The sequence below is a fragment of the Telluria aromaticivorans genome, assembly GCF_013003915.1.
Taxonomy (GTDB): Bacteria; Pseudomonadota; Gammaproteobacteria; order Burkholderiales; family Burkholderiaceae_D; genus Telluria; species Telluria aromaticivorans.
Map to the genome: position 1 here is coordinate 689,001 of NZ_JABAIV010000003.1, position 20,396 is coordinate 709,396.

General features: G+C 66.0%; 16 protein-coding genes. 1 reads left to right on the forward strand and 15 read right to left on the reverse strand.

Annotation, left to right across the window (positions count from 1 at the left end; translation table 11 throughout):
- Nucleotides 1-9 precede the first annotated feature (9 nt).
- From galE to HGB41_RS12415, 6 genes are all read right to left on the reverse strand, one after another.
- Nucleotides 10-1,008: a UDP-glucose 4-epimerase GalE gene (gene galE, locus HGB41_RS12390; RefSeq protein ID WP_171084700.1), complete on the reverse strand. Its 999-nt coding sequence runs from the start codon at nucleotides 1,006-1,008 to the stop codon at nucleotides 10-12.
- Between the two features lie 164 nt (nucleotides 1,009-1,172).
- On the reverse strand, nucleotides 1,173-1,928 hold the full coding sequence (locus tag HGB41_RS12395; protein WP_171084702.1) for a WecB/TagA/CpsF family glycosyltransferase: 756 nt from the start codon (nucleotides 1,926-1,928) through the stop codon (nucleotides 1,173-1,175).
- 35 nt (nucleotides 1,929-1,963) lie between these two features.
- Nucleotides 1,964-3,085 carry a non-hydrolyzing UDP-N-acetylglucosamine 2-epimerase gene (gene wecB / locus HGB41_RS12400; protein WP_171084704.1) on the reverse strand — a complete coding sequence of 374 codons (1,122 nt, stop codon included), beginning with the start codon at nucleotides 3,083-3,085 and terminating at the stop codon, nucleotides 1,964-1,966.
- Between the two features lie 39 nt (nucleotides 3,086-3,124).
- Nucleotides 3,125-5,092: a heparinase II/III family protein gene (locus HGB41_RS12405; protein WP_229422989.1), complete on the reverse strand. Its 1,968-nt coding sequence runs from the start codon at nucleotides 5,090-5,092 to the stop codon at nucleotides 3,125-3,127.
- Complete coding sequence (locus HGB41_RS12410) at nucleotides 5,089-6,156, reverse strand: glycosyltransferase family 4 protein (RefSeq protein WP_171084706.1); 1,068 nt, start codon at nucleotides 6,154-6,156, stop codon at nucleotides 5,089-5,091. The genes HGB41_RS12405 and HGB41_RS12410 overlap by 4 nt, the downstream gene beginning before the upstream one ends.
- Nucleotides 6,157-6,347: 191 nt before the next feature.
- Nucleotides 6,348-7,580, reverse strand: a complete 1,233-nt coding sequence (locus HGB41_RS12415) for a glycosyltransferase (protein ID WP_171084708.1) — start codon at nucleotides 7,578-7,580, stop codon at nucleotides 6,348-6,350.
- Between the two features lie 299 nt (nucleotides 7,581-7,879).
- Between HGB41_RS12415 and HGB41_RS12420 the strand changes: the two genes are divergently transcribed.
- Nucleotides 7,880-8,779 carry a DUF4394 domain-containing protein gene (locus HGB41_RS12420; protein ID WP_212760913.1) on the forward strand — a complete coding sequence of 300 codons (900 nt, stop codon included), beginning with the start codon at nucleotides 7,880-7,882 and terminating at the stop codon, nucleotides 8,777-8,779.
- Between the two features lie 66 nt (nucleotides 8,780-8,845).
- Here HGB41_RS12420 and HGB41_RS12425 read toward each other — a convergent pair whose 3' ends face one another.
- From HGB41_RS12425 to epsF, 9 genes are all read right to left on the reverse strand, one after another.
- Nucleotides 8,846-11,080, reverse strand: coding sequence for a heparinase II/III domain-containing protein (locus HGB41_RS12425; RefSeq protein WP_171084717.1), 2,235 nt, complete (start codon nucleotides 11,078-11,080; stop codon nucleotides 8,846-8,848).
- Between the two features lie 280 nt (nucleotides 11,081-11,360).
- Complete coding sequence (locus HGB41_RS12430; protein ID WP_171084719.1) at nucleotides 11,361-12,143, reverse strand: glycosyltransferase family 2 protein; 783 nt, start codon at nucleotides 12,141-12,143, stop codon at nucleotides 11,361-11,363.
- Nucleotides 12,133-13,350 carry a glycosyltransferase family 4 protein gene (locus HGB41_RS12435; protein WP_171084721.1) on the reverse strand — a complete coding sequence of 406 codons (1,218 nt, stop codon included), beginning with the start codon at nucleotides 13,348-13,350 and terminating at the stop codon, nucleotides 12,133-12,135. The genes HGB41_RS12430 and HGB41_RS12435 overlap by 11 nt, the downstream gene beginning before the upstream one ends.
- A gap of 1 nt (nucleotide 13,351) precedes the next feature.
- Nucleotides 13,352-14,887 (reverse strand): oligosaccharide flippase family protein, encoded by a 1,536-nt coding sequence (locus HGB41_RS12440; protein ID WP_229423009.1) that lies wholly within the window; start codon nucleotides 14,885-14,887, stop codon nucleotides 13,352-13,354.
- Nucleotides 14,887-16,347: an O-antigen ligase family protein gene (locus tag HGB41_RS12445; protein ID WP_171084722.1), complete on the reverse strand. Its 1,461-nt coding sequence runs from the start codon at nucleotides 16,345-16,347 to the stop codon at nucleotides 14,887-14,889. Before HGB41_RS12445 ends, HGB41_RS12440 begins: the two co-directional genes overlap by 1 nt.
- 16 nt (nucleotides 16,348-16,363) lie before the next feature.
- Nucleotides 16,364-17,056 (reverse strand): exosortase-associated protein EpsI, B-type, encoded by a 693-nt coding sequence (gene epsI, locus HGB41_RS12450; RefSeq protein WP_171084724.1) that lies wholly within the window; start codon nucleotides 17,054-17,056, stop codon nucleotides 16,364-16,366.
- Complete coding sequence (gene xrtB / locus HGB41_RS12455) at nucleotides 17,053-18,018, reverse strand: exosortase B (protein ID WP_171084726.1); 966 nt, start codon at nucleotides 18,016-18,018, stop codon at nucleotides 17,053-17,055. The genes epsI and xrtB overlap by 4 nt, the downstream gene beginning before the upstream one ends.
- A gap of 1 nt (nucleotide 18,019) precedes the next feature.
- Complete coding sequence (epsG, locus tag HGB41_RS12460; protein ID WP_171084896.1) at nucleotides 18,020-18,889, reverse strand: chain length determinant protein tyrosine kinase EpsG; 870 nt, start codon at nucleotides 18,887-18,889, stop codon at nucleotides 18,020-18,022.
- Between the two features lie 27 nt (nucleotides 18,890-18,916).
- Nucleotides 18,917-20,320, reverse strand: a complete 1,404-nt coding sequence (epsF, locus tag HGB41_RS12465) for a chain length determinant protein EpsF (protein WP_171084728.1) — start codon at nucleotides 20,318-20,320, stop codon at nucleotides 18,917-18,919.
- Nucleotides 20,321-20,396: the final 76 nt, after the last annotated feature.

Here is a 20,396-nt window from a genome sequence, read left to right on the forward strand (position 1 = left end):
TCCTTTGGATTATTTGGCTGTGGTTTGATAGCGCCAGACATCGGCGCACATTTGGGCGACATCACGTTCGGCAGTCCAGCCCAGTTCTTCGCGCGCATGCGCCGGGTCGGCATAGCACTTGGCCACGTCGCCCGGGCGGCGGTCGACGATCTGGTAGGCGATCGGGCGCCCGCAGGCCGCCTCGAATGCGCGCACCATTTCGAGCACGCTGTTGCCGCGGCCAGTGCCGAGGTTATAGGTCAGGATGCCCTGCCCCTTGGCCAGGCGGTCCAGGGTTTTGACGTGGCCGATCGCCAGGTCGACCACGTGGATGTAGTCGCGCAGGCCGGTGCCGTCGGGGGTCGGGTAGTCGCCGCCGAAGACGGAGAGCTTTTCGCGCTGGCCGTTGGCGACCTGGGCGATGTAGGGCACCAGGTTGTTCGGGATGCCATTCGGCTCTTCGCCGATCAGGCCGCTTTCATGGGCGCCGACAGGGTTGAAATAGCGCAGCAGCGCGATGCGCCAGTCCGGCTCGGCCTTGGCCAGGTCGCGCAGGATGTCTTCGATCATCAGCTTGCTGCGGCCGTAGGGATTGGTGGCCGACAGCGGGAAATCTTCACGGATCGGCACCGAAGCCGGGTCGCCGTACACCGTGGCCGAGGACGAGAACACCAGCGACTTGACGCCGAACTTGGCCATTGTCTCGAACAGGATGACGCTGCCGTTGACGTTGTTGTCGTAATAGCGCAACGGCTGGGCCACCGATTCGCCGACCGCCTTCAGGCCGGCGAAGTGGATGACCGCCTCCACCTGGTGGGCGCCGAAGACGCGCTCGAGGGCGGCGCGGTCGCGGATGTCGGCTTGTTCGAAAATAAAGGACTTGCCGCTGATTTTCTGCACGCGGTCCTGCACCGATGCGACGGCGTTGCACAGGTTGTCGACCACGACCACCTCATGGCCCGCGTTCTGCAGTTCGACGACGGTATGCGAACCGATATAGCCCATGCCGCCAGTAACCAGAATCTTCATGTCGTTTCGCTCTCTGTGATATGTATGGTGTATTAATGAGGTATTTAATGATGCTGCAGCAAATCACAGTTGCCTAAGCCGCTCAGGGGCCGCTGCGTTCCGTAGGGTGGGCGGCAAAGCCGCCCACCCTACGATTTTCGTAAGGGCGGCTTCTGCGTCCGCCCTTATCCCTGTCCAGCCTGTTTTCCTTTGAGCGCTTCCTTGACGAACAGCCCGACGAAAGCCATGTCTTCAATAAAGTAGCGCCGGAACATGCGGCGCGGCTCCTGCAGGAACCGGTAGAACCATTCGAGCCCGGAGCGCTGCATCCACCTGGGCGCGCGCTTGACCCTGCCGATGGCGACATCAAAGGTGCCGCCGACGCCCATCGCAAACGGAATCCGCATCTGCGCCTGGTACTGGCCGAGGAACTGCTCTTTCTTCGGCGAGCTGATCGCTACGAACAGCAGGTCGGCCTCACTCAGGCGGATCTGCTCGGCCACCGCCGCTTCTTCTTCGCCCTTCCAGTAGCCGTTGCGGTGGCCGGCCAGCATCAGGCCCGGATACTTGCGGGCATAGGTCTCGGCGACCCTGGAAACGACTTCCTCGCGCGCGCCCAGCAGGAACACGCGCCAGCCTTTCTCGCCTGCGCGCTGCATCAGCGCTTCGAACAGGTCGACCCCGGCGACCCGTTCCTTGAGAGGCTTGCCGAGCAGGCGCGAGGCCCACACCACCGGCATGCCGTCCACGTTGACAAGCGCGCAGTCGTTGATGATCTGCCGCAGCCCGGGATCGCGGCTGGCCTTGACCAGCTTGTCCACGTTGACCACCACGTGCTGATGGGGCAAGCCGGAGGCGATGAAGCCTTCGACTTTTCCCAGCGTCTCTTCCATTGTCAGGTTGTCGACCTGGCAGCCCATCAGCGTGATGCGGTCATTCATTGGCGCTCCCTCGCAATGCCGTGCGGCTTACATGCTTACTTCGCCCCGCCCTTCGCCAGTTCGGTGGCCAGGATGGCGACGATGCGTTCGGCCGCCTTGCCGTCCCACAGGTGCGGGCGGCGGCCCTGCTTGCCCTCGCCTTTCAGCACCTTGCGCGCCTCGCGCACGATGGCGACCGGGTCGGTACCGGCCAGCACGTTCGATCCTTCGTCGACCGTGACCGGGCGTTCGGTGTTTTCGCGGATCGTCACGCAGGGCACGCCCAGCGCGGTGGTTTCTTCCTGCAGGCCGCCGCTGTCGGTGAGCACCACGGCCGCGTCCTTCCACAGGTTGAGGAAGGCCATGTAGGCCTGCGGGCCGGCCAGCGTGACGTTCGGGCCCAGGTCGATGCCGAATTTCTCGATGTTGGCGCGGGTACGCGGGTGCACCGGGAAGATCAGCGGCAGCTCGTTCGAGATTTCCCTGAGGGCGCCAGCGATGCGGGCAAAGGTTTCCGGCTCGTCGACATTGCTCGGGCGGTGCAGGGTCACCACGCCGTAGCGCTGGCCGGCAGCCTGGCGTTCGGCCTTGAAGGCGCCGGTCTCGAATGCGGAGGTGTCGGCGCGGGTGAGCTTGTCGGCCTGGAACAGGACGTTGTCGACCATCACGTGGCCGACATAGTGCACGGCCGATTCAGGCTTGCCTTCGCGGCGCAGGTGCTCGAGCGCTGCCGGCTCGGTGACGAAGAACCAGTCCGAGATCGCGTCGGTGACGAGACGGTTGATTTCCTCGGGCATGGCCATGTCGCCGCTGCGCAGGCCGGCCTCGACGTGGGCGACCGGGATTACCAGCTTCTTGGCCACGATCGAGCAGGCCAGCGTGGAATTGACGTCGCCCACCACCAGCACCGCGGCCGGGCGCTCGGCCTGGCACAGCTCTTCGAAACCGACCATGATCTTCGCGGTCTGCTGCGCATGGCTGCCGCCGCCGGCGGCCATGAACACGTCCGGCTGGGGAATGCCGAGTTCTTCGAAGAAGACGTCGTTCATCTCGCGGTCGTAGTGCTGGCCGGTGTGGATGATCTTGAAGCTCAGCGCCGATTGCGCCTGCAGCGCGCGCACGATCGGCGCGATCTTCATGAAATTGGGACGGGCACCGGCAACCAGGTAAATCAACATTTGGACATTTCCCTTAAATAATTTTTTAGTAGTTTTTTATTAATGCAAGAACGTTATTGTAAACCTGCATTCGACCGGGACGGCGGACGATACAGTAGTGATCCTGAGCACTTCGCATGGCCGCTTCGACTCATAGGTGCGCGAATACCAGCCGAGCGGCGGATTTTCGGCGCCGCGCACCAGTTCGAGCTGCAGGTCGGCGCCGCTGGCCTGCATCTGCAGCACGAAGCGTTTGCCGCGCACCGACAGGCCCTGGCTGGTCAGGCGCACGTCGAGTTCCGGCGCGAAATGCCAGAACAGTTCCACCTTGTGCCCCTTGCGGGCGGACACCTCGTCGCGCACGCTCAAGGTATTGCTGGCGCCGTCGAAACGCACGCCGCGCAGGTGGCGCACCGGGTCGGACAGTCGGCTATACCCGTCGTGCGAGCCGCGGAACTCGAATTCGTGCGGCGAATTCGGCATGCGCTCGATGCGCGCCTGGGCCTTGCGCACCCACATGAAGCGACCGCCGCTGACGGACTGGTCCTGCCCGTCGATGCGCACGGTGTTGTGGGCCGAGGTACCGCGGAAATAGTCGCGCCACTTCTGGTCCTGCCAGTACGAGAAGGTGCCGGGATCGACCAGGCATTCCTCGCCGGCCACCGACAGCGTCATCGACAGCGCATCGGCATGGCCATGGGCGGCGATGCCGAGGTAGCCGACCGGGCCGCAGTCGAGCATGCCCTTGATCTCGCCCGGCTCGCCGAAATGGTTGCCAAACAGCAGGTAGCCGCCATCCGGGAAGGCCCAGCCGGTATCAACCTCGTGCGGATCGCAATCCGGACGGGTGCCTGGCAGAGCATGCAGCAGCCAGCGCACGCCGGGATGATTGTCAGCGTGGGCGCCGAACACGGTATCGCCGAGGGCCAGCAACTGGCCGGCGCGGTCCATGCCCGAGGCGTCGAGCCGGAACACGCAGCCGTCGTCGGCATCGCCCACCGCCGGCACGTTGCCGCTGACGTCGCGCACCGAGCGCAGGAAACGCAGCGCGCGCTGCAGCGAGGCCCAATATGGGCGCGGGAAGGGATGGCCGGTGGCCTGGCCGACCAGCCCGGCCACGAACAGGAATTCGCTCGAGAAGATGTGGTAGGCAAAGGCCTGCTCGCGGTTGACGCCGTCGCGCGAGAATTGCAGCACGGCCTCGTGTTCGAGCTCGCGCCGCGCCTGGGCGCACCATTCGCTCGATTCCTTCCAGCACGGCCAGGTGCTCGCGCCGACGTACAGGCCGGTCAGTTCGCCGATCAGGTGGTTATTGGCCGACGAGTGGCGCGACAGGTGGCGCGCGATGCTGCGGCAATGGGCGTGGATGCTATCTAACCAGTCGGCGCGCAGCTTCTGGCCCGATTCGCCGGCGAACAAGGTGCTGGATTCGCCGCCCACGAGCTGCCACAGCAGGCTCCAGTTGACCAGGCGGATGCCCAGTTCCAGCGAGCTGGTCCAGTTGGGGCCGGTCAGCGGCGGGCACTGGTCGAGCCAGCTGCGCAGCTGCTGCTCGATCGCATGCAGCCAGCGCACGTCGCGGCTCACGACCCAGGCCTGCGCCAGGCGCACCAGGTGCAGGTGGCGGTTCAGCTCCCACACGTGCTTGATGTCCCCGACCTGTTCGCGCTTGGTGATGGCGATGTCGCCGGCATAGATCGAGGGGCCGGTCACGCCCGTTTCGGGATCGCGGTTCCAGGCGGTCGGCACGCCGACGTCGAAGCTGCGTTCGGCGAACAGCACCACGTGGCCGGCGCAGATGCGGTCGGCGTCGAGCAGCAGTGCCTCGATCTCTTTCGGGTCGAGCGTGGGGGCGCCGTGCACGGCCAGGGTCAGCGCGCGCGGCAGCGGCGCAGGCGCCGTGCGGCCGGCCATGCGCCGTCCCATTCTGGTGGCGGCTGCCTGGCGCATCCGGTAGCCAACTTCGGCCACCGACATGCAGCGCAGCCGGTTGACCAGCCACCCTATCCTCACTGTTGCGTTCATCATCCCCCCCGGCTCGCGATTTCCTCGCGAAGTTGTTCGTACACTGCGGATATCCGTCCGATCACGACGCCGGACTCGAATTCTTGTTGTATGGTGGCGCGCGCCTGCTCTCCCAGGCGCTGCCTTTCCCCTTCGTCGCCCAGCAGGCGCGCCAGTGCCGCCGCCAGCGCAGCCACGTCACCCGGCGGCACCAGCAGGCCGTTCCCGCCGTCGCGCACCGCATCCGGGATGCCGCCCACGCCGGTGACTACGATCGCCTTGCCGGCCGCCATGGCTTCGAGCATGGCCATCGGCAAGCCTTCGGCATGCGAGGGCAGGCAGAAGATCGCCGCGCGCGCCAGTTCCTGCGCTTTGCGTGCGGCGTCCACCCAGCCCAGTTCGGTCACCCGGTCGGCCACATCCAGCTCCAGGGCCCGGCGCCTGACTTCCTGCAATTCGCCCTGGCCGCCGATTGCCAGTTCGATCTGGGGGAAACGCTCGCGCAGCAGCGCCACCGCCTCGACCAGCTCGTAAATCCCCTTGCGCGGCTCGACCTGGCCGAGGAAGAGGATGCGCCCCGGCTCGGCCTGCCCTGCCGTTACTGCCGGCACCGGCACCGAATTCGGGATCACCTCGACCCGGGCGCCAGGTGCAAACTCGCGCAGGAAGCCGGCCCAGCGGGTGGACAGCGCAATCACCACCGAACTTTTTTCCAGCGTATGGCGGATCCAGCGCTGCATCAGCGGCCCGGAGCCCGCGATGAAGCTGTCGAAACAGGCGCCATGCAGGTGGAACACCGTCTTGCAGCCGGCGGCGCGTCCCAGCGCCAGCAGCACCGATTTGCGCACGAAACTACCCTTCGAGGCGGCATGGACATGCATCACTTGCGGCCGGCGCGCACGGCCACGCGCCAGGCAGGCCAGCGTGCGCACCAGGCCCTTGACGGCCGCACCGAGCTTGGCCGCACTCGAACCTTCGGCATGGGTCGGCACGTAGAGCACGCCTTCGCGCTCGAACAGGCCATCCTGCCGTAGCAGCGAGACCACGGTGGCGACGCCGCCGCGCCCGCCGGGCTCGGTACCAAGCATCAGTACGCGTGGCGCCCTGCCCGTACCCGCTGCCGCTGCTGGCGCCGACGCCCGGTTCATGCCATCCGCCCTTCCTTCACCAGTTTGCAAAACTGAGTTGGCAAAATATTAATTGTTTTGAATAGTACAATAGTGTTATCTCCGAGAAGCGCACGATTCAATGCCAAGCGAATAACACTCTAGTGAGTGGATCAATTCCGCTCAGGCAGGATTTTTGTGTACGTTTCTGCAACTATCCGGCCGAGAATAGCATAGGTCCGATGGCTTCTGACATATACAGGGCCGCATTGCGCCAACTTTTCGGACAGGGCCGGTTCATCCAGCAGCCGCCGCACGGCCAGCGCGAAGGGGACCGCTTCCATCGGCACGCACAGCCCGGCCCCGCTCTGCTCGATGACCAGCTGCTGGTCGGGAATGTCGTTGGCCACGCTGGGGATGCCCAGCGCCAGGTATTCGACCAGCTTGGTGGGCGAGGAGACGTCGAACAGGTTGCCGCGCGGGATCGGCGACAAGCCCACCTCTGCCCGCACAGCATAGCCGAGCGCAGCACGCTGGGACAGCCAGCCGGTCAGCAGGACGTGGTCGTCGATATTGCGGCGCGCGATCTCGGCGCGCATCCAGGCCATTTCGTCGCTGGATGCCGCGTCGCCGGCGATCACCAGCAGGACCCCGGGGATATCGCGCTTCAGTTCCGCCACCACGTCGAGCAAAAAGTCGGAACGGCGCGCCTGGGCGATGCGCCCCAGGTAGACGATCACGCGGCGCCCGGTCAGGCGCTGGTCGTCGCTGGGCGCGACCGTGGCGCGGTCAAACAGCGCGGCGTCGACGCCCATGGGCACGGCGGTCATGCGCGCCCGGTCGAAGCCCTGCGCCGCCAGCCAGGCGGCCATGGCCTCGCTCTGCACGAAGATGTGGCGCGCCCCCGGCAGCACCAGCCGGTAGATCACGAAGCGCGACGCGCGGGCGCGCAGCACGTGGGCGAACCAGGCCAGTCCCCTGCCCCGTTTGCCGATCTCGTCGCGCCGCACCTCGAAGCCTTCGACGATCGGGAAGGACATCCAGTATACAAAGGGGACGCGTAGCAGCGCGGCAGCGATGCGGCCCAGCAGGCCGGAGGCGATCTTGTCGCGCACCTGGATGCAATCCGGGCGCACCCGGCGCCGGGCCTGCAGCAGGCCGCCCAGGTCCCAGAGGGGGGACAGCACGCTGGCAAAGCGCGAGCGCAGGCTGCCGACCGCGTGCATGCCGCCGGCCGCCCATGGCGCCGCGCCGTCACGGTTCTTGCCATCGCCGCCTGCCTGGCCGACGATCTCGCTATGCACGCCATAGCGTGGCATTTCCTCGCCGAACAAGGTCAGCACGTCGGCCCGGGCCGGCGGCAAGGGGTCGCGGATGATGTAGGCAATTGACAGCGGTTTGCGCATGCGGCTCATTCCGATGGACGGGCCAGCCGATTCTAGCGCAGCGGTTGGCATGCACGTTTCGACCACGCGGCTGTACTGTGCGGTGAAGCACATCCCGGCCATAAAACCCTTGTCGAAAAAATATTTTGAACTTCCTGCATCCAGCGCGGCCTGCGCCGCGTAGTCCTCATACCGGCGCAAAGGCGATCCGGACAGGGTGCTGCGAGCAGACGGGTTCGCGTCGTCGGCAGCACACATGAGGTTCCACGAAACAAACGCCGCTTCGCAGTCGATGGAAGGGCCTTACGAGGAGAGTCATAGTGAAAAAATTAGCTATCGTGGCAGTTGCTGCCACCCTTGCCGCGATGTCGGCAGCCCCGGCCATGTCCGCCGACAAGGCCCCGAAGGAGCGAGCCCGTCCCGCCTGCCTGGACAACAAGCGCGACGGCGGACCGCTGGCAGTGGTCGGATTGACCACCGACATGCAACTCGTCTGCTTCCGCGAAAAGCGTCCGGACAATGCCCGCGCGATCGGCACCATCAGCGGCCTGATGCGTGGTGACATGCTGGTGGGGATCGACTACCGGGTCCAGGATGGCGCCCTGTATGGCGTCAGCCGCAGCGGCGGCGTGTACCGGATCAATGCGGCCAATGCCGTCGCGACGCGCGTCAGCACCTTGACGGTGGCACTGGAAGGAAACTCGTTCGGCGTCGATTTCAATCCTGCCGCCGACCGCCTGCGCATTGTCAGCGACACCGGCCAGAACCTGCGCCACAACATCAATATGGGCGGCGTCACGATCGCCGACGACCCGCTCGACTACCCGCCCGCCACGCCGGCCAATGCCATCGGGCCGAACGCGCTCATGGTGACCGGCTCGGCCTATACCAACAACGACCTGTCCGCCACGACGGCGACCACCTTGTATGCGCTCGACACCATGCAGGACCAGGTAGCGCTGCAATCGCCTCCGAACGACGGCACCCTCGCCGCGACCGGCAAGCTGGGCGTGGATACCGGCGCCGAGACTGGTTTCGACATCTACAGCAGGGTGCGCGACGGCGTGACTGTCGAGGTACAGGCGCTGGCCTCGCTGGCCGGCGCCGACGGCAAGAGCAGCCTGTACAGCGTCGCCCTGCCGACTGGCAAGGCGAGCTTGCGCGGGATGTTCCCGGCGCAGTTCCGTGTCATCGGGATCGCCATCCCGCTGGACCAGTAGGCATGAAAAAAATCCCCCGCAGCCTGCGCCGCGGGGGATTGTTACCTGGCGCCGAAAAGTGCCCGTTTAGTTCAGCGTGACAGTCTGCCCGCCCACCGTCACGGTGCGCACCGAACCGGAGACGCCGACGGTCACGGTCGGCTTCTTGCAGCCGACGTCCAGCAGCACCAGGTATTCGGAAGTCGCATTGGCTTCGCCCTTCAGGTAGAAGGCGCCGTGGTCTTCCACCACGTTGGCCTTGGCGCCCGGGCCGATCCACTTGGCGAAGGTCGCCGCCGTGTTCAGCGAGCGCACGCACAGCATCTGGCCGCCCGCTGTCACCTTGACGTTCAGCGGGTTCTCCACCGCCATGATGGCAGGGGTGTGCATGTTCCACTCGTAGGTGCGCGCCACGGTGCTCGACAGGCGGTCGCGCACCAGGATGGCGTTGCCGGCATTGCGCAGGTGCCAGACCTGGCGCTTGGCCATGGTCAGCTGCCCGCCGTAGGCCGGGGTGGCGTCGCCTTCGGTGTAGTCGTAGGTCGGCTGGGCAGTGAAGGCGGTGATCTTGCCATTGCGCTGCAGCTGCTCGCGGTAGCCGTTGACCATCTGGCCCTTGCCGCCGTCGAAGGTGATCGCGTTCTGCGAGCGGGTCTGGTGGTACCAGTCGCTCCAGTAGGGCGAGCCATACCAGTCATACCAGCCGGCCTTGACCAGCAGCGGCTGGCCGGCGCTCGACAGCAGCAGGCCGTTCTGGTCGCCGTGGCTGTGGTTGAACGAGCCGTAAGGGCTGGACTTGAAGAAGGTCGAGATGCGCGAGGTCGCGGCGAGGTCGCTGTGCATCGCGACCCAGCCGATGCTCGGATAGTAGGCCGAGTTCGACGGCGCCTGGAAGACGGTGGTGTCCTTCACCGGCAGCGGATACTGGGCCGACAGCAGCGACATCGCGTCTTCGGTGCCGCTGGTGTTCTTCACGAACCAGGCGGCGCGCGGGGACCACATGCGCGAGGCAAAGGCGCGGAACACCCTGGCGTCCGGCTTGGTCTCGGAGGCGTCGCCAAAGGCGTGCACCTTGGAACCCGGCGGGATGAATTCCATCGCGAAGTCGAGGAAGCCGAGCGTCCATGGCTTGCCGAAGAAGTTCACGCCGCTCGCATGCGACAGCGGATCCCACAGCGCCAGCAGGTAGGCGGCCGAATATTCGGCGTAGGCGGTGCCGTTGGCATAGCCGCCTTCCGGGCCGCTCCATGGGTTCGGGCTCAGCGCATAGGCGCGGAACGAGAAATCGAACCACTTCTGGGCTTCTGGAATGTCGCCCAGCGACAGAGTCGAGATCAGCACCAGGAACACCAGGCTGGTGTTGCCGTGCGAATCGAAGGGGAACTGGTCCAGGCGGCCATTGTCGCCGGCCAGGTTGTCATACATGACGGTGGTGCGGGTCTTGACCGCGGCGAGCCAGCGTGCCTTGCGGGTCGCATCGAGGGCGGTGCCGAGCGAGTCGATGCCCTTGATCAGGCCCCAGGCGATCTGGCGCGTGGCCTGGTCCTGGTTGACATAGCTGGTCGGGCCGTTCGGGTTGAGCGCGGCCAGTTCGTCGCCGCGCCTGAGCGCTTCGGTCAGGTAGACCGACTCGCCCCTGATGCGGTACATCAGCGCTGCCGCCTCGAGCTGGCGGGTCGCTTCGTTGATGCGCTGGCGCACGTCGGTCTGCTGGGCGGCCATGGCGGCGGTCAGCGGGCTGGTGATCACGATCGACCAGCGCGAGTCCGACAGCGCCGGCACTGCCGTGACCTGGGCCTTGACTTCATTGCCCAGGCGGCTCAGATAGGGTTCGAGCTCGTGGCGCTTCAGGCTGCTCCAGGTCGAGAATGGCGTAACCGACGCCGGCAGCGAACGCGGACGCGCCTTGGACAGGATGCGGTTGCGCACGGTGGCGTTATCCGGCACTTCGAACACCGTCGACTTGCTGGTGATCGAGAAGGTGCGCGGGTTCGACCAGTCGCTGGTGCCGACCGGGCGCACGCGCCAGGTGTAATTGCCGAGGGCCATGGCCTTGGTCGGCAAATGCCAGTTACGTTCGACCACGACCTTGCTTGGGGTGCCGCCGACAGGGGTAATCTCGAGTTCGTAGCTGGCCGGACCGGTGGCGTGGCGCGACCAGGTGAAACCGGGCGGATTCTGGGCCTGTACCTGGTTCATCTCCGGCTTGGCCTGGATGACCAGTGGGTCGTTCGACTGGACCCAGTCGGCGCGAGCGGCAGCGCTCGCGAACAGCGAGGCGAATGCAGCGGCCCAGACGAGGCTCTTCCGATGAAATTGCATTGTGGGTACTCCGAGAAAAAAATCTGACATTCTTGCGCCCGCCGGCACTTTGCCGGTGAGCTTGGGAACACTTGCCTGTTAGGTGAAGCGGCTTACTTGATGGGATTTATATTATCCCAAAGTAAGTTGAACACCGGCAAATTCCCCAAAGAAAACTCAGATTTTTCCCTTGCCGTACAGAAATACCACGACAAAAGTTTAACTTTTTCCGAATAATATTTGCAAGCTTTTAACGGTCATAACCCGGCTGGAAAGACAAAACTGCAATGGTGTCGGATTGCTATTGAGTCGGCACCGCCTGGGCGGCCTGCAAGCCATGCAGGCGCTTCAGGTAGCGCAGGCAGTAAATACCAAAGGCCAGCGGCGCCTTGTCCATGTGGCGCCGGCGCACGTTGAATTCTTCCTGGCGCGCCTTGAGGCGGTTGCTTGATGACACGCTGCCGGCATGGTCGCGGAACACCGTCAGCGGCTGGTCGATCATGGCCGGTTGCGCGGTGGCGCCCAGGCGCAGCCACAGGTCGATGTCCATCGCGTACTTGAGCGTTTCGTCGAACACGCCCACCCGCTCGAAGGCCGACTTGCGCACGAAGACGGCCGGATGCGGGATCGAACTGCGCCCGGAGACGAAAGCACGGTAGGAAAAGGCCGGCATCGCATAGGGCGGCACCATCTTGCCGTCCTTCAGGATCTGGATGTTCCCGTACACCCAGTCCACCGGCTTGCCCGCCAGGCTAGCCTGCTCGAAGGCGCGCTTGACCGTGGCCAGCACGCCGGGGCCGTTGTAATAGTCGTCCGAATGCAGGTGGGCGATGATGTCGCCGCTGGCCGCCTCGATGCCCTGGTTCATGGCCCGGCTGATGCCGCCGCCAACGTCGCGCAGCACCCGCTTGTTGCCCGGATAGGCGGCGATCATGTCAAGGGTCGCGTCGGTCGAGCCGCCATCGACGAAGATATGCTCGAAGTCCTGGCAGGTCTGCGACTGCACCGAGGCCAGGGTGTCGGCCAGCGTGGCGGCGCTGTTCCAGGTGCAGGTGACGATGGAAAAAGTTGGCTTATTGGGCATAGAACTCCACGATCTTGGGTAGGGCCTGGAAAACGTCCATCCCGGCGCCCGCGGCCCCTGGCCGCGGCTGCGCCGTGGCCGGTTGCGCCAGCACCTCGGCCAGCTGCACCACCAGGGCGTCCATCGACGTGGCCAGGCGGAGCTGTCCGGGAGAGGACTCATAAACGGACAGCTCGGGATTGCCGCCGCGTGCCAGCGCCAGGCAGGGACGCCCCAGCGCCAGCGCTTCGAGAATGGTGGTGCCGCAGGGTTCTTCCCAGACCGAGGGCACCACGCACGCATGGCTGGCGGCCGCCAGGGCCACCACTTCGGGATTGGGCTGCCAGCCGAGGAAACGGATTTGTGCGCTCGCATACTGTGCCTCGAGCCCGGCGCGCAGCGGGCCGTCGCCCACCACCAGCACCTGGGCATGCGGCGGCAGGCGTCCGCGCGCGGCGGCGAGGAATTCGGCGAAGCCCTTGCCGGTGTCGATGCGCCCGGCCACCAGCACCTGGCCGTCGCGCGGCGCACCGGCAGCATCCGAATACGCAGCGAGCTTGCGGTAGTTGATGAAATTGTGGATCACCCGCGCGCGCGACAGGTCGGCGCCGGGCACGGTGCGCAGGAACTGCCGGCGCAGGAAATCGGATACGAAGATCGTCTTGTGGCGGGCAAAGGCACGCGCAGTCTCGCCGCGGTAGCGCGCCACCGCGTGGCCGGACAGCGCGGTGCGCAGCGCGCCCGGCATGGGGTGGGCGCAGCCGGCGCAGGCGCGGCTGTCGGTCTCGGTGCACACGGCGCCCTCCTTGAAGCGCAGGTGGATCACGCATTCGCTGCCCTGGTCGTGGCGGGTCTGGACGAAATTCAGCGCGGGGTCGACGTACAGCCCGATCATCGGCAGGTGGCCGTGGTAGTGGATGACGTCGTAGTCGCGTGCGCGATCGGTAAAAGCGCGCGCCACCTTGGCGGCGAACCAGGGCCGCTTGGCCGGGTTGAAAAAGCCGAGCTGGGTTTCCTTCCAGCCGACGCGGCGGAAATCGAAACCGGGAATGAAGCGGCCCTGGAAGCTGATCTCGGCCGCGCTAGCGGCATGGGCGCGGTCCGAGCGTCCCATGATGTCGACCTGGTGCCCGGCCTCCAGCAGGGCGTTCGACAGCGTCACCACATGCTTGGCCAGGCCGCCGAGCTGCTCGCCAGGTAAATCTTCCGACACCATGAGGATCTTCATGTCAGCCTCCCGCCGCCTGGCAGCGCGCCCAGCAGGCCTTCAGGCGCGTCCAGGCCAGTTGGCGGTCGTCGCGCTCGACCACGAACAGCGCGCCGTGCACGCCCAGCAGCAGCGCGGTGACGCACAGGATGAGCACGAAGTTCCAGGCGCCGCCGTCGAACAGTCCCTCGGCCGTGGTGGCGGCCACCGCCACCAGCGCCACTCCCAGCAGGCCGGGCGCGTAGCCCTGCCCCAGCAGGCGGGCCAGCGTGGTCGGCACCGTCCGCCCGTGCACATAGGCAAGGAAGGCGGAGGTGAACAGGACCGAACCGATCAAATGTCCCCAGGCGGCGCCATCGATGCCCCAGCCGGCCACGCCCGCATACACGATGCCCAGGCCGGCCAGTGCGCGGCTGACCGCGAACAGGCCCGAGATGCGCGGATGGCCCATGCCGTCGTTCACCAGGGATGGCAGGCTGGTGAGCGAATCCACGAACTGGGCCAGCGCCATCACGGCCAGCACCAGGGCGCCATGGCGGGCAAAGTCTTCGTTCATCCAATAGCGCAGGATCTGGTGGGCGAACACCGCCACCAGCACCAGGATCGCGGCATTCAGGAAGGCCACGTAGCGCGTGGCTTTGACATACAGGCGGTCGAGCCTGGCAAGCTCTCCCGACGCCGCCAGCGCGCTGGCGGCCGGAAACAGCACGCCGGACAGGCGGAAGCTCAGCCCGAGAACCCGGTTGGCCAGGGTCGCCGCCACCGTGAAATACGCCAGGCCGGTGACGCCGACCAGGGCGCCGATGATCAGCTTGTCCGCATGCACATAAGACAGCGTGGCGAAGCGAGACAGGAAGGAATACGCCGAAAAGCCCAGCAATTCATTGCGGATGCGGGCCTGCGGCCAGCGCCAGCGGAAACCCGGCACCAGGCGCCGGATCGCGCGCCACAGCACCAGGCAATGCAGGCTGCTGGCCGCCACGCGCAGCAGCACCACTTCGAACAGGCCATGGCCAAGCAGCAGCACGGCGACGGTCGCCAGCGGCACCAGGGTGCCGAACACCATTTCGACCCGCGCCGAAATGTCGTAGCGCATCAGCGATTGCGGCACGCTGTTCAGGTAGACCTGGAGCTGGCCGAGCAGGAAGCCAAGCGCGGCCAGTTTCAAGGTGGCGATTGCCTCCGGCACCAGGGAGGGCGGCACCGCGAACACGCCGCTGATGAACCATTCTGCCCCGAGGAACAGGCCGAGGGCGCCGAGCAGGCCGATGACGGCATACACCATCAGGCCGAAGGACATGGTCTCGATGACCTTGCCCTGGTCTTCGCGCGCATTGTGTTCGGCGATGTACTTGACCGAGCCGGCGGTGACGTTGATGTCGATCACCGCGAAATAGCCGACGATGGCCGTCACCAGCGAATACACGCCGTAGTTGGCCTCGCCCAGTCCCTTCACCACCAGGGGCACGGTGGCCAGCATGACCAGGGCGGGAATCGCGGCCCCCAGCAGGTTCGACCAGGCGTTGCGGACCAGGTTGAGGGACAGGTTCGGCTTCATCACGCTGGCACCAGGTGCGGCCGGGGCACGAAAGGCTTGCGCGCCGGGTGAGCACTTGGGACAGTCTTGCTGACGGCCATTGCCAGGTAGGGCAAGGCCAGGCAGAACGCCAGCATCTGGGTGGTGCGCACCTGCGGGAAGGGGGTGCCGATCAGGAGGTCGGGAATCATGAAGGCAATACCGGCCACGCCGGCAGTGCCGATCCCGAGCAATTCGGGCGGCAATTGCTTCAGGGCGCGGCGGGCAAACAGGACAAAGGCAATGATGGTGCCGGCCAGCAGCGCGGTGCCCACCAGCCCGCTCTTGAGCGCGATGTGCAGCACGCCGCTGTGCAGGAACAGGCCGCCGTCCGGGTTGTTCTGCCACGAGATGTACTGGTAGCCGGTGTACCTCCCCCAGGAGCCGATGCCGGTGATGGGCTGGGCCAAAAAGTCTGCCATGGCGAACTTGAGTTCCATCACCCGCTCGCTCTCGGGCCCGAACCGGCGCGACTGCATGTCGTAGACCAGGCTCGAGAGGCCGCTGGACGCGCCCTTGGTCTGGGTCATGCGCTGCATCCCGACATAGGCCAGTGCGGCCCCGACCACTGGCAGGCCGGCGGTCATGAGTTTCATGCGCCGCTTGACCGGGAAGCGCATCATGATCACCAGGAAGGCCAGCACGAAGCCGATCCAGGCGCTGCGGCGGTAGGACAGCACGATGCACAGCGCGGTCGACACCAGGGTCATCCACTCGATGCCGCGCCAGAAGGCGGGGCGCTCGGTCTTGTGCGCCTGGAACAGGTGCACCGCGGCGATCGCGAACGCGATGGTGCACACCAGGCTGTCGTTGATGTCGAAAAAGGTGAGGCGAATCTTGATCGCGTTCATGTTCGCGTACACGTTGTTCGGGTCGCCCCCAAAGGCGGCCCAGCGCACCAGCCCGAACAGCGCGCGCCCGAGGCCCACCAACAGGATGAAATGGGTCAGTTCCTGGACGTGCTCGCGGGTACGGAAGGACAGCAGGATCAGCGAAATCAGCGGCGCCATCCAGATGATGTTCGAGAAGCCCTGCGGCGACAGCGCCTCGCGCAGCGTGACGCCGGACACCATGCCCACGCCGGCATGGACCGCCAGCAGCACGAACCAGGCCACGAACCAGGGCCGCAGGTTGCATTCCGGCGCGGGGTAGCGCTGGAAGGTGGCGGCGACGCGCGCGCAGGCCCAGGCGCCCAGCACGTACCACAGCACCAGGCCGAAGAGCAGCAGGCCCGATCCACGGCTGTAGATGGCGCTGCTGGAGAACACCGCCAGGCTGCCGTAGCTGGTGGAATTAAAGCAGAAATAGGCGGCCAGGTAGGGATAGACCAAAAAACGCGGCCACACCAGGCCGATGCCGATTCCCGCGATCGACGCCACCGAGAGCAGGACCACGAAGGCCCAGGGCAGCGAGTAATAGATATACGGGAGGATCTCGTTCATTGGCGCGCCGACTCCCTCAGCCCTGCGCCGGCCCGGCGCCGACCAGGCGGATGCGGTCGCGCGGCGCCATCACGGCCAGCATCTCGGTCACGAAGCGGTCCTGCACCCCATAGGCCCGGGTTTCGTCCGCCTGGATGGTCGAGACGCGCACCAGCATGCCGTCCGGGACTTCGCCCGACAGGCCATAGGCCAGCTTGCGCAGCTTCTGCTGCAGGCCGGCCTTGGTGGCATGCTCGCCGATCGTGATCCAGTAGGTGATCGGTTCGTTGCGTTCGTGCAGGCGCGCGACCAGGCGCTTGACCGGCACCTCGCCGTAGCGGGTCGGCAGCGCGCCGTCGCCCTGCTTGACCATCTGGAAGCCCTGGGCCACGTAGCAGACTTCGGGCAAGTGCAGCTGCAGCGACTTGCTCTGGTCGCCGCCATAGGCAATCGACAGCATCACGCGCTGTCCCTGGCGGTTGACATAGGTGCGCGACAGGGTCTGGTCGTAGATCTTTTCCAGCATGCCCTGCTGGTCCGGGTCCGGGGCCAAGGGCACGACCGAGGGGTCGATGGTCCACTCGCCGAAGCGGGCCGGGATCATCTGTTCGAGGCTGAAGCGTTCATGGGCCTGGAGCGTGCGCACCTTGGGCGTCAGCGCCACGGTCAGGGCAGAGGTGCCGGCCATGGCCGCGCCCAGCACCAGGCTGATGGCGAAGCGGCGGTTCATGTGGCCTCCTTCATGACGGGCCTGCGATTGGTGCTGCCCGGACCATCACCGCCGCCGGGCTTACCGTCCTCGCGCCGCTTGATCCACCACTGCAGGCTGGAATCGACCGCCAGGATCAGCACCAGCGCGGTGACGAACAGCACCATGCCGGCGAAGCCGTGCAGGAAGCCCTGCCCTGCCGCGTCGCCGAAATAATAGGTGACCAGGGTCAGCGTGATCACGCGGATCACGTTGGCCGCGAACGAAATCGGGACGATCAGGATGGCCAGGCCGATGTTGCGGAAGGCCGAGGGGTGGCGCATCAGGTTCAGGTAGAACAGCCCGAGCGCTTCCAGTGTGAGCAGGGTCTGCAGGCCGGCGCAGGCATCGGCCACCAGCAGCTGGTACTGGCCGATCTGCAACACCACGCCCGAGCGCGAGATCGGGTAGCCGAGCCCGAACAGGATGGTTTCGGTGGCCCAGGACACCGCCATCTTCATCGGCATGGTGACGGCGGCCACCAGTTCGCCCGGCAGCGGCACCATGAACAGCATGAAGAAGAACGGGAACCAGAGCACGCGCAGCGTTTTCGAACCGAACTTGAGCAGCACGATGGCGGCCATCACCGCCAGGATCGAGCCGACCTCGAACATGAGGATGTTTTGCGAGCGGCCCAGCAGGTGGATGACCAGGCCCACGGCCAGCACCGGCCAGCCGGCCCAGCTCGGGCGTGGCGGGTTGGCCGCGGCCATCGCTTCCGGCCACTTGCGCCAGATTAGCCAGATGGCCAGGAAAAAGATGATCGGGCCATGCCCCTGTTCCTCGCCGACCCATGCGCCGGTGAACAGCCGGTAGAAGGTGGGAATGAACAGCGCTGCCAGGCCGGCGATGACCGGCCACCATTCGGGCAGGGCCGAGCGCAGGCTGGCAACGACGCCAGGGGCCTGCCGCGCCGCCGCATCGCGAGGGGCCGCGGTGTCCATCTCAGAACTCCACCACCACGGAGCCGACTACTTCGGCACCGGATTCGGCCATCTGCTCGGCCATGCGGCTGATGCTGGCGACGCGGGTGCGGTGCTTGCAGGCCACCAGCAGCACGCCGCCGGCGCGTCCGGCCACGGCCAGCGCATCGGCCCCGGCCGCGAACGGCGGCAGGTCGTACAGCACCACGTCGTAGCGCGATTCCAGCTGGGTATTGAGGTTGCGGAACCCTTCGCGCGCCAGCAGTTCCTGGGGGTTCGGCGGCAGGGTCCCGGCCGGCATCAGGGACAAATCGACAAAGGCCGGCACCCGCTGGATGACGTCGAGGTCGGCGCGGCCGGCGAGCAGGTCGGACAGGCCCTGGCGCGGCTTGACGCCGAACATTTCTTGCTGGCGTGGGCTGCGCAGGTTGGCATCCACCAGCAGGGTTTGCTCGCCGAGCTGCGAGAACACCACGGCCAGGTTGGCCGCGAACAGGCTGGAGCCGTCTTCGGGCGTGACGCCGGCAATCGCCAGCGCACGGCGCCCACGTGCGAACCAGCGCAGCATCAGCTGGCTGCGGATCGCGCGCAGCGCCTCGACCTGGGGCGAGAAAGGCTCGTAGGCCGCCACCAGCTTGGGCGACAGGTTGGCCTGCCCTTTCTGCAAATAAGGATAGGCGAACTGGCGCGCCAGCACCTGCTGGATGTCTTCCTCGCTCACCAGCCCCAGGCGCACCGCGGCTTCGCCGAAGCGGATCCCGAGGTCTTTCTGCATGCGCAGCACGCGCTCGGCGTTTTCGGGAGTGAGCTTGCCCGAGTCGAGCAGCAGCGCGCCCATGCTCGAATCGGCGGCGGGGTCCAGCGGCAGGGCGGATAGCGCGGAAGAATTCATCATCAGTCCTCAGGTTCCTTGGGGTCCTCAGTTCAGGCGCAGCAGGCGGCGCGGGGCCATCAGGGCGCGGATGCCGCCACGCGGGCGCGTCGGACGCCATTCGATGGTGCCCAGCACCGGGATCCCCAGCATGTCCTTCATGTCGCTGCTGGAGCGCACCGGACGGTTCAGCAGCTCGAGCAGCAGGGCCAGGCCGACGCCGAGGATGGTGCCCAGCAAAATCGAGACCAGCGTATTGAGCAGCACGCGCGGGCCGGACGGCTCGGTCGGCGCCACCGCCGGGTTCAGGATCGAGATGTCGGACTGCTCGGACTGGGCCTCGATACGGGTCTGCGAGAAGCGCTGGCTGGCCGAATCGAAAGCGCGCTGGGCACTGTCGAGGTCTTTCAGCATCACGCCGAGTTCGTCGCGGGTGCGGTTCAGCTCGAGCACGCGGGTCTTTTGCGCAGCCAGTTCGGCGCGCAGCTGGGATTCGCGCTGGCGGTAGACCTGGGCATTGGAGCCGACGCTGCGGGTGACGCTGCCCACGGCGGCGTTCAGTTCCGAGCGCATCTTGCCGACCTCGGCGCTGGCCGACTGGTAGACCGGGTGGTTGCGGCCGTAGCGCGACGCGGCTTCGGCCAGCTTGGCTTCGCCGCTGGCCAGGCTCACGCGCAGATTCTGGATCAGGGCGTTGTTGGCGACGTCGGCCGAGCCGAGCCCGTTGGCATTCTGTTCGCGCGAATTGGCTTCCATCGCCTGGGTCTGGGCGGCAACGAGCTGGGCCGACAGGTCGTTCAGGCGCGAGAGTTCGACGTCGACCCGGTTGTTGTCGAGGCTGACGATGCCCTTCTCCTGCTGGTATTTCGACAGCCGCGCCTGCGCCGCCTCGACGTTGTCTCGCAGCTGCTTGGTCTGTTCGTTGAAATAGGACGAGGCTTTCTTGGCCGGCTCGGTCTTGAGCTGGACGCTGATCTTCTGGTATTCGTCGGCAAAGGCATTCGCCACGGCCGCGGCAAAGGCCGGGTCGGCGCCCTTGAAGCTGATCTCGACCACGCTCGATTCGCGCGACGGCAGGATCTCGAGTTTTTTCAGCAGCAGTTCGGCCAGCCAGTCGCGCACCGAACCCTTGCCTTCACTCGCTTCGCGCCACTGGGCCTGCACCGCCGGGCTCGAGGCCAGGCGCAGCGAATCGACCACCCGCAGCGCCACGTTCTTGCTGCTGATGATGTCGATCTGGGTCGCCATATAGCCCGGCATCAGGTTGCCGGGCATGGTCAAGCCGCTTACCGGGTCCACCCCCTTGTAGTTCAGCAATACGGATGCGGTCGCCTTGTAGGTCTTCTGCTGCACCAGGCTCCAGCCCAGCGCAAGCAGGACCGTCACCAGCAGCGTCGACAGGATGATCTTTTTCCTGGCGAGAAGAATCAGCAGGAATTGATGAACGTTCATGGCCTTACCTTTGCATCAGTTGCCTTGACAGCGGGGGTGGACAAAACGGGTACATCTTCAATCGAACAAAAAACTT